9 protein-coding genes and 1 tRNA gene are annotated in these 7,867 nt (G+C 74.4%); 2 read left to right on the top strand and 8 right to left on the bottom strand.

The window, feature by feature from the left end; all coding sequences use genetic code 11:
* The coding region (locus tag MY526_RS04095) for a hypothetical protein (protein WP_436703298.1) at positions 1–271 on the top strand (271 nt) is incomplete at its 5' end.
* A gap of 29 nt (positions 272–300) precedes the next feature.
* On the opposite strand, the gene MY526_RS04090 is transcribed toward MY526_RS04095, so the two are convergent.
* The 3 genes from MY526_RS04090 to MY526_RS04080 all read right to left on the bottom strand — a co-directional run bounded on the left by MY526_RS04090 (position 301) and on the right by MY526_RS04080 (position 2,191).
* A complete protein-coding gene (locus tag MY526_RS04090) occupies positions 301–663 on the bottom strand; it encodes a DUF3263 domain-containing protein (protein ID WP_436689339.1) in 363 nt (120 codons plus the stop codon).
* A gap of 113 nt (positions 664–776) precedes the next feature.
* The gene (rarD, locus tag MY526_RS04085) at positions 777–1,694 is read right to left on the bottom strand and encodes an EamA family transporter RarD (protein WP_436689338.1); all 918 of its coding nucleotides are present in this window, start codon (positions 1,692–1,694) and stop codon (positions 777–779) included.
* 65 nt (positions 1,695–1,759) lie between these two features.
* Positions 1,760–2,191, bottom strand: coding sequence for a CBS domain-containing protein (locus tag MY526_RS04080; RefSeq protein ID WP_436689336.1), 432 nt, complete (start codon positions 2,189–2,191; stop codon positions 1,760–1,762).
* Between the two features lie 88 nt (positions 2,192–2,279).
* On the opposite strand from MY526_RS04080, the gene MY526_RS04075 reads away from it, so the two are divergent.
* A complete protein-coding gene (locus MY526_RS04075) occupies positions 2,280–2,693 on the top strand; it encodes a DUF5313 family protein (RefSeq protein WP_436689334.1) in 414 nt (137 codons plus the stop codon).
* A gap of 4 nt (positions 2,694–2,697) precedes the next feature.
* Here the strand turns inward: MY526_RS04075 and MY526_RS04070 are convergent, their stop codons facing one another.
* The 5 genes from MY526_RS04070 to MY526_RS04050 form a co-directional block, all read right to left on the bottom strand.
* Positions 2,698–2,907, bottom strand: coding sequence for a dodecin (locus MY526_RS04070; protein ID WP_436689332.1), 210 nt, complete (start codon positions 2,905–2,907; stop codon positions 2,698–2,700).
* 122 nt (positions 2,908–3,029) lie between these two features.
* Positions 3,030–3,105: transfer RNA gene (locus MY526_RS04065), tRNA-Thr, on the bottom strand.
* 100 nt (positions 3,106–3,205) lie between these two features.
* Positions 3,206–3,577, bottom strand: a complete 372-nt coding sequence (locus tag MY526_RS04060; RefSeq protein ID WP_436703297.1) for a hypothetical protein — start codon at positions 3,575–3,577, stop codon at positions 3,206–3,208.
* Positions 3,578–3,765: 188 nt separating this feature from the next.
* Positions 3,766–6,339 carry a polynucleotide kinase-phosphatase gene (locus MY526_RS04055; RefSeq protein ID WP_436703296.1) on the bottom strand — a complete coding sequence of 858 codons (2,574 nt, stop codon included), beginning with the start codon at positions 6,337–6,339 and terminating at the stop codon, positions 3,766–3,768.
* Positions 6,336–7,793 carry a 3' terminal RNA ribose 2'-O-methyltransferase Hen1 gene (locus MY526_RS04050; RefSeq protein ID WP_436703295.1) on the bottom strand — a complete coding sequence of 486 codons (1,458 nt, stop codon included), beginning with the start codon at positions 7,791–7,793 and terminating at the stop codon, positions 6,336–6,338. Before MY526_RS04050 ends, MY526_RS04055 begins: the two co-directional genes overlap by 4 nt.
* Between the last annotated feature and the right edge of the window lie 74 nt (positions 7,794–7,867).

The following is a 7,867-nucleotide window of genomic DNA, read 5'->3' as shown; positions in this document are numbered from 1 at the left end:
GTCGCGGCGCGGCCGGTGCGGCGACACGGGCACCGCCGGGAGCTGCGACCCGCGGGCCGGCCGGGCGGGCGGGGCCCGGCGGGACCTGGCGCCGGCCGGGGTCCGCCGCCGCCTCCAGCAGACCGTCGCGGCGACGGTCGGCACGGCTGCGGCCCGGCGTGGTCGGGTGGTCGCTCAGATCCGGGTCGGCGAGGGCGGGCGCCGGACCGTCGGTGCGGCGGCGTCCATGCGGAACCGGGGCGGTCCCCCGGTCCGGTACGTCACTGCCTGACGCGGCATGCCTGCCCACGGTGACCAAATCTAGACGCCGCGGCCCCGGTTGCCCAGTGATTGGGAGGAACGCCGCTGTCCTCGTGCCGCGCGCAACCGGCGCAGCCGCCGGACGAGCAACGGGTCGGCCTCCAGCGCGGCGGGTCGGTCGACGAGCGCGTTGAGGACCTGGTAGTAGCGGGTCGGCGGGAGGCCGAAGCGGTCACGGATCGCCGTCTCCTTGGCGCCGGGCCGCCGCCACCACTGCCGCTCGAAGGCGAGCATCTCGTGCTCGCGCCGGGTGAGGCCGCCGGCGGGGACCGGCGCCACCTCCGTCGCGTGCGGTGCGGGGTCGGGCGGAGGGAGCACCTCGCCCCCCGGCGGGGAGACCGCGGGAGCTGGTTCGGCAGGCATCGGACGTCCTTCTCTGTGGTGCGGAGGACCCGACCGTAGCCCCGCCCACCGACATCCGCGGGCGCCCGCGCGACGAGGGGACGGCGTGCCGTGACGCGGGGATGACGTGCCGTCTAGACCGGTGCGGGCGCAGCCTCCGCCGCCCGCCGCCGCGCCCCGGCGCGGGCCTGTCGGAGGCTGTCGGCGGTGAACACCGCCAGGGCGACCCAGACGATGACGAATCCGGCGAGGCGGGCCGGCGGCATCGGCTCGTGGTAGACGAAGACGCCGATCGCCAGCTGCATGAGGGGGGTGATGTACTGCAGCAGGCCGACGGTCGACAGCGGGATCCGGCGGGTCGCGGCGGCGAACAGCAGCAGCGGGATCGCGGTCGCGATCCCGGAGCTCATCAGCAGCAGCAGGTGCCCGGTCCCGGCGTTGCCGGCGGTCCCCTCGCCCTGCGCGTGCAGCACGGCGACCACCACGGCCGCGGGGACGGCGACCAGCGCCGTCTCGACGAACAGGCCGGGCGCGGCCTCGACCCGGACCAGCTTCTTCATCAGGCCGTAGAGACCGAAGCTGACCGCCAGCGCCAGCGCGATCCAGGGCGGTCGGCCGTAGTCCACGGTGAGCACGGCGACGGCGACCGCGGCGATGCCGACCGCGGTCCACTGCAGGGGGCGCAGCCGCTCGCTGAAGACCACCACCCCCAGCAGCACGCTCACCAGCGGGTTGATGAAGTAGCCGAGCGAGGTCTCCACCACGTGCCCGGAGTTGACCGCGTAGACGAACACCAGCCAGTTGACCGCGATGAGCAACGCGGCGCCGAGCAGGACCAGCAGCGCGCGGCGGTCGGTGAGCACGGCACGGACGTGCGACCAGCGGCGGACGACGGTCAGCAGCCCCGCGACGAAGACCAGCGACCACAGCACCCGGTGGGCCACGATCTCCAGCCCGCCGGCCGGCTCCAGCAGAGGGAAGTAGAGCGGGAACAGCCCCCACATGCCGTAGGCGGCGAGCCCGGAGACGACCCCCGCACGCCGCTCGTCCACGGCCGCACCGTACGCCCGGCGGGACCGGCCTCGTCGACCGGACCGTGAGCCGGGCTCACGACCTGTCAGACGGTCTGGATGTAGTCGACGAGCTTCGCCCGCTCCTCCTCCAGCTCGTCGAGCCGGGCCTTGACGACGTCGCCGATCGAGACGATGCCGACCAGGACGCCGCCGTCCACCACCGGCACGTGGCGGACGCGGTGGTCGGTCATGGTGCGGGCCAGGTCCTCCACCCCCGACGACGGGACGCAGGTGTGCACGTCGGCGGTCATGAGGCTGGACACGGGATCGGTGAGCAGTTCGGCGCCCCGGTCGTGCAGGGCGCGGACGACGTCCCGCTCGGAGACGATGCCCTCGACGGTCTTCCCGTCGCCGGACACGACGAGGGCACCGACGCGGTGCTCGGCCAGCAACGCCAGCGCCTCGCGGACGCTGGCCGAGGCCTCCACGGTGGCGACCTCCGAGCCCTTGCGACGCAGCACCTGGCGGATGTGCACGAGACCTCCCTGACCTGCTGGACGCGAGGTTGGAGTGTGCTCCCGATCGCCTCTGCCGGGCAACGCCGCGGCGGCCTACCGTCGTGGTGTGCCGACCACCCGGTCCGCCCGCCGCCGGCCCACGCCGCTGCAGTGGGTGCGCTACGCGCTCGGCGGGGGGTTGCCCGCCGAGCTCTCGCCGTGGGTGCTGGCCGACACGACCGAGCGGGGCTGGATCCGCCGGCACCTGACCCGCGCCGTCGTCCAGCTCCTGCCCGTGCTGGTGCTCTGCGTGGTCGTGGTGCCGGTCCCGCTGGTCTACCGGCTGTCGGTCGCCGTCGGCGGTCTGCTGATGGCGCTGATCTTCTCGATCGCCTTCATGACCGAGACCATCGAGCACCGGGTGGCCAAGGCCGGCTACCCCGCGGGGACCGCCGCCCGGCTGCGCGAGGAGCGCGCCGAGCGGGAGGCCCTCGAGCGCCGGTCGCCCTATCGCCAGGGCGGCGCCGGCAGCTTCGACTGAGGGCTCAGTCCTCGACCCGGAACCCGATCGACACGCGCACCTGGAAGTAGGCGACGTCGCCGTCGGCGACCATCCCGCGGATCTCCTTGGCCTCGAACCACTCGATGTGGCGCACCGTCTGCGCTGCCTTGCGGATCGCGGTGCGGATCGCGTCGTCGACGCTCGTCGCGCTGCTGCCGACGATCTCGCTGAGCCTGTACACGTGGTCGCTCACGGCTGCCTCCCGGCCCTGCCACCTCGGTCCGACCCCGGGCCGCCGGTGCGGCCGGGCGCTCGAACGCTAGCGACGGCGCGGCATCGCCACCACGCGAGCGGTCCGACGCCGGGAACCGCCCGTGGAGCCGACGGGGGGACTCGAACCCCCAACCGCCCGATTACAAGTCGGGTGCGCTACCAGTTGCGCCACGCCGGCGGGACATGGGGGACCAGCCCCGGCACAAGGATAGGGACAACGCAGGGACGACCCGCGGCTCCCTCGACGATGCGCGGTGGGTCGGGTGTTCGGACGGCCCCTACCCGCGCCGCCGCGCCAGGGAGGTGTCGTAGTTCGACGCGCCGAAGAAGGTCCCGTTCCCGACCGCGCTGCGCTGGGACGCCGGCCACCGGTCCGCCGCGTCGGGTGGGATCCGGCCGAACCGCTTCAGCACGACTCCGTAGGCCTCGGCTGCGTTGGGCCAGAAGTCGCCGGAGCCGACGTCCGCGTACAGGACGCCGTCGGCTTCCACCAACTCCAGGTCAGCCGCCTGCAGCAGGTACGGCATGTGGCGCATCACCCGGGGATTGGCCACGAGCACGTTCCGCAGCTCCCGCTCGACCGTCTCGGCGAGGGAGTCGTCCGGGTAGGCGAAGGTCAGCGAGGCGTAGTCGCCGTCGAAGACCGCCACGCGGTGCGGGCGGTCCCCTCCGTCATCGTCGCCTCCGCTCGCGCCCCGGGTACCCGACGAGCAGATCATCCCCCGCCGCAGCACCCCGGTGACGCGTTCGGAGTTCGCCTTGCGGTGTCGTGCGCGCTCTTGCGGCCGTGCGGCACCGCAGAGGCGACGCCGACACCGCACGTGCGTGCGCGGAGACGTCAGAGGCGCGGGTCCACCGGCTCGGACTCCAGCGCCAGGACGGCGAAGACGCACTCGTGCAGCCGCCACAGCGGCTCCCCCCGGGCCAGCCGCTCCAGCCCCTCCATGCCGAGCGCGTACTCCCGGAGGGCGAGTCCGCGCTTGCGGCCGAGCGAGCGCTCCCGCAGCCGGTCCAGGTGCTGCGGCTCGGTGTAGTCCGGGCCGTAGATCAGCCGCAGGTACTCGCGCCCGCGGACCTTCAGGCCGGGCTGCACCACACCGCCGCGGCCGCGGGTCAGGTTGGCCGCGGGCTTGACGACCATCCCCTCGCCGCCGGCCGCGGTCATCTCCTCCCACCACGCGGTCGCCGTGCTCTCGCCGGCCGGGTCGGTGACGTCGACGGTGAGCCAGCGGGTCCCGCGGACCAGCTCGGGGTCGGCGTCGACGAGGCGGTCGGCGATGGCCAGGTGCCAGGCGTGCGGCCGGTCGGCGTACGTGGCTCCGGTGGAGGCGAGCAGCTGGAAGGGCGCGAAGGAGACGCCGGTCAATCCGTCGGTCGGCCAGCAGTAGCGCCGGTACACCGCCGTGAACGCCTCGGCGTCGTCGGCTCGCCGCCGCTGGCGGTCGAGCACCTCCGCCACGTCCAGGCCCCGCCCGGCCGCCTGCTCCAGGGCGGCGAGAGCGGCGGGGAGCGCCGTCCGCGCGGCGGCCCCCACCGCGGCGTACTGGCTGCGGATCAGGTCGCCGGCCTTGACCGACCACGGCAGCAGCTCGGCGTCGAGCAGCAGCCAGTCGGCGCCGAGCTCCTCGAACACGCGGGCCTCCTCGGCGGCGGCAGCGAGCCGGGCCAGGAACGCGGCGGTGAGCTCGGGGCCGAGGAACGACCGGCCGGTGCGGGTGTGCAGCACCCCCGGCACCTCCTCGGCGGATCCCGGCCGGCGGACGAGGGCGACCGCCCGGGAGCCCATGTGCTTCTCCTGGCAGACGACCTCGGCCACGCCCTCACCGCGGAAGTAGGCGAACGCCTCGGCCGGGTGCTCGAGCAGACCCGGCCGGGTCGAGGTGGCCGAGGGGCTCATCGTCGGCGGCAGGTAGAGCAGCTGCTCCGGCGCCACGGCGAACCGGCTCATCACCTCGATCGCCGCCGCGGCGTTCTCCTCGCGCACCGTCACCCGGCCGGCGAGCCGGGTCTCCACGACCCGCTTGCCGAGCACGTCACCGACGTCGAGGACGTCGTCGCGCCGCCGCGCCTCGGCCGGCGGGGCGGCGTCCCCCTCGGGCAGGAACGGGCGGGCCGGCTCGTAGTAGGTCTCCTTCGCCGCGACGCCGACCAGCTCGCGCTCGGGATAGCGCAGCGCGGTGAGCCGACCGCCGAACACGCAGCCGGTGTCGAGGCAGAGGGTGTTGTTGACCCACTCCGGCGTGGGGACCGGGGTGTGCCCGTAGAGCACCATCGCGCGGCCGCGGTACTCGGTCGCCCACGGGTAGCGCACCGGCAGGCCGAACTCGTCGGTCTCCCCGGTCGTCTCGCCGTAGAGCGCGAAGTCCCGCACCCGGGCGCTCGACCGGCCCTGCAGCGACTCCTTGAGCCCGGCGTGCGCGACGACCAGCGCTCCGCCGTCCAGGACGTAGTGACTGACCAGGCCGTGGCAGAACTCCTCGACCTGACGCCGGAAGTCGTCGTCCTCCGCCTCGAGCTGGGCCAGCGTGCGCTCCAGGCCGTGGGTGCGCTGCACGTTCCGCCCGCGCAGGGCACGCACGAGTTTGTTCTCGTGGTTGCCCGGCACGCACAGCGCGTGTCCGGCGGAGACCATGCCCATGACCAGGCGCAGCACGCCGGGTGAGTCCGGCCCGCGGTCGACCAGGTCACCGACGAAGACCACGCGGCGCCCGGCCGGGTGCTCGGCGTCCACGGCACGTCCGCGCTCGTCCCGGCGCAGGTCGTAGCCGAGCTCGCCGAGCAGCTCCTCGAGTTCGGTGCGGCAGCCGTGCACGTCGCCCACCACGTCGAACGGGCCGGCGTCCTCGCGCCGGTCGTTGTACTGCTTCTCGTAGGTGATGACTGCGCGCTCGATCTCCTCCGTGCTCATCAGCAGGTGCACCTTGCGGAAGCCCTCGCGGCCCAGGCCACGCAGGCCGCGCCGCAGGTCGGACCTCTGCCGCCGGATCACCGCGGGTGAGAGGTCCCGGTCCGGCCGGGCGGCGTTGCGGGCCAGGCACTCCCCCTCCGGCACGTCGAGCACGATCGCCACGGGCAGCACGTCGTGCTCGCGCGCCAGCCGCACCAGGGAGGCGCGGTCCTCGGACTTGACGTTGGTGGCGTCCACGACCGTGAGCCGGCCCGCGGCCAGCCGGATGCCGGCGATGTGGTGCAGCAGGTCGAAGGCCGCCGGCGTCGCCGACTGGTCGTTCTCGTCGTCGGCCACCAGGCCGCGGCAGAAGTCGCTGGAGAGCACCTGGGTCGGCCGGAAGTGCCGGCGCGCGAAGGTGCTCTTGCCCGAGCCGCTGACCCCGACCAGCACGACCAGGGCCAGGTCGGGCACGACGACGGTGCGCGGCTCGGCGGCCGGGCGCTCCCCGGTCGCGGTGGTCACGCGGCCACCTCCGTTCCCGCTGCGCGGCTGAAGACGGCCATCTGCGTGGGCGTGCCGACCTCCGGGTCCTGCTCGCCGACGCCGAGCAGCCGGACGGCGTACCCGCGCCGGTCGCCGACGGCGGCCGCCCAGTCGGCGAACTGCTGCCGGGTCCACTCGAACCGGTGGTCCCGGTGCCGGAACGTGCCGGCCGGCAGGCTCTCGAAGCGGACGTTGTACTCGACGTTGGGCGTGGTGACGACGACGGTCGCCGGGGCCGCGGCGGCGAAGACGGCGTGCTCGAGCGCCGGCAGCCGGTCGAGGTCGAGGTGCTCGATGACCTCCATCAGCACCGCCGCGTCGTAGCCCCGCAGGCGGGCATCGGTGTAGGTCAGGCCGCTCTGCAGCAGCCCGATCCGCGCGCGCTGCCGCTCGGGCAGCCGGTCCAGCCGGAGCCGCCGGGCGGCCACCTCCAGCGCCCGGGCGCTGACGTCGACGCCGAGGACCTCGGTGAACGCCGGTTCGGCCAGCAGCGCGTGGAGGAGCGCACCGGCGCCACAGCCGAGGTCGACGACCCGCCGGGCGCCGGCCGAACGAAGCGCGGACAGCACCGCCCCGTGCCGCTGCAGGGCCAGGGGCACCGGCCGGTCGGCCGCATCCTCGCCGTCCGTGCCATGCGGGCCGCCGGCAGCCGCGCGCGGCGGCGCCATAGCGTCGTCCAGGTCCTCGGCCTCGGCGTCGTCCACCTCGGCGAGCCGCTCGATCGCGCGGCGGGTCAGCGCGGTCCGGTGACCCAGGTACCGGCGCGTGATCAGGTCCCGCTCGGGGTGGGTGGCCAGCCAGCCGTTTCCGGCTCGCAGCAGCTTCTCGATCTCGTCGGATCCGATCCAGTAGTGCTTCGCGTCGTCGAGCACCGGCAGCGCCACGTAGAGGTGGTTGAGCGCGTCCGCCAGCCGCAGCTCACCGCTGAGCCGCAGCTCCACGTACCGGGAGTCGCCCCACTCCGGGAGCGTCTCGTCCAGCGGCACCGCCGTCGCATCGACCCGCCAGCCCAGCGGCGCGAAGAACCGGTGCGCCATCTCCCTCCCGCCGCGGCACGACAGCGCGGGGATGTGCACCTCCAAGGGGAGAGCGACGTCGACCAACTCCGGCCGCTCCTTGCTCACCCCTCGGCGGGCGCTGGAGAACGCCTTGCCGAGCGCCACCGCCAGCAGGCTCGACGCCGCGTACGGGCGGTCGTTGACGTACTGGGCGAGTGCGCCGTCATCTCCGCCGGCCCGGGCGGTGCGCACCAGGCCGATCGGGTCGACGTCGAGCAGCAGGGCAACGGTGCAGCGGTGCTCGTCCGCCTCCGGGTAGAACACGTGCGCCGTGCCGGTCGACACCTCCACCTGCTGCGCCCGCGCGGGGTTCTTGTGCAGCAGGAAGCCGAGGTCCGTCGCGGGCACGTGCGTGGTGGACAGGGTGACGAGCACGCCGAAGTGTCACGGAGCGACGGCGCGGAGTCGACCACCTTTCGCCGACCGCGTCGGCGCCGTCGACCGTCGCC

The sequence above is a fragment of the Geodermatophilus sp. CPCC 205761 genome (assembly GCF_051383655.1).
In the GTDB taxonomy this organism is placed as follows: Bacteria; Actinomycetota; Actinomycetes; order Mycobacteriales; family Geodermatophilaceae; genus Geodermatophilus.
The sequence above is the reverse complement of the archived record's forward strand: the minus strand, read 5'-3'. Positions and strand labels throughout refer to the sequence as shown.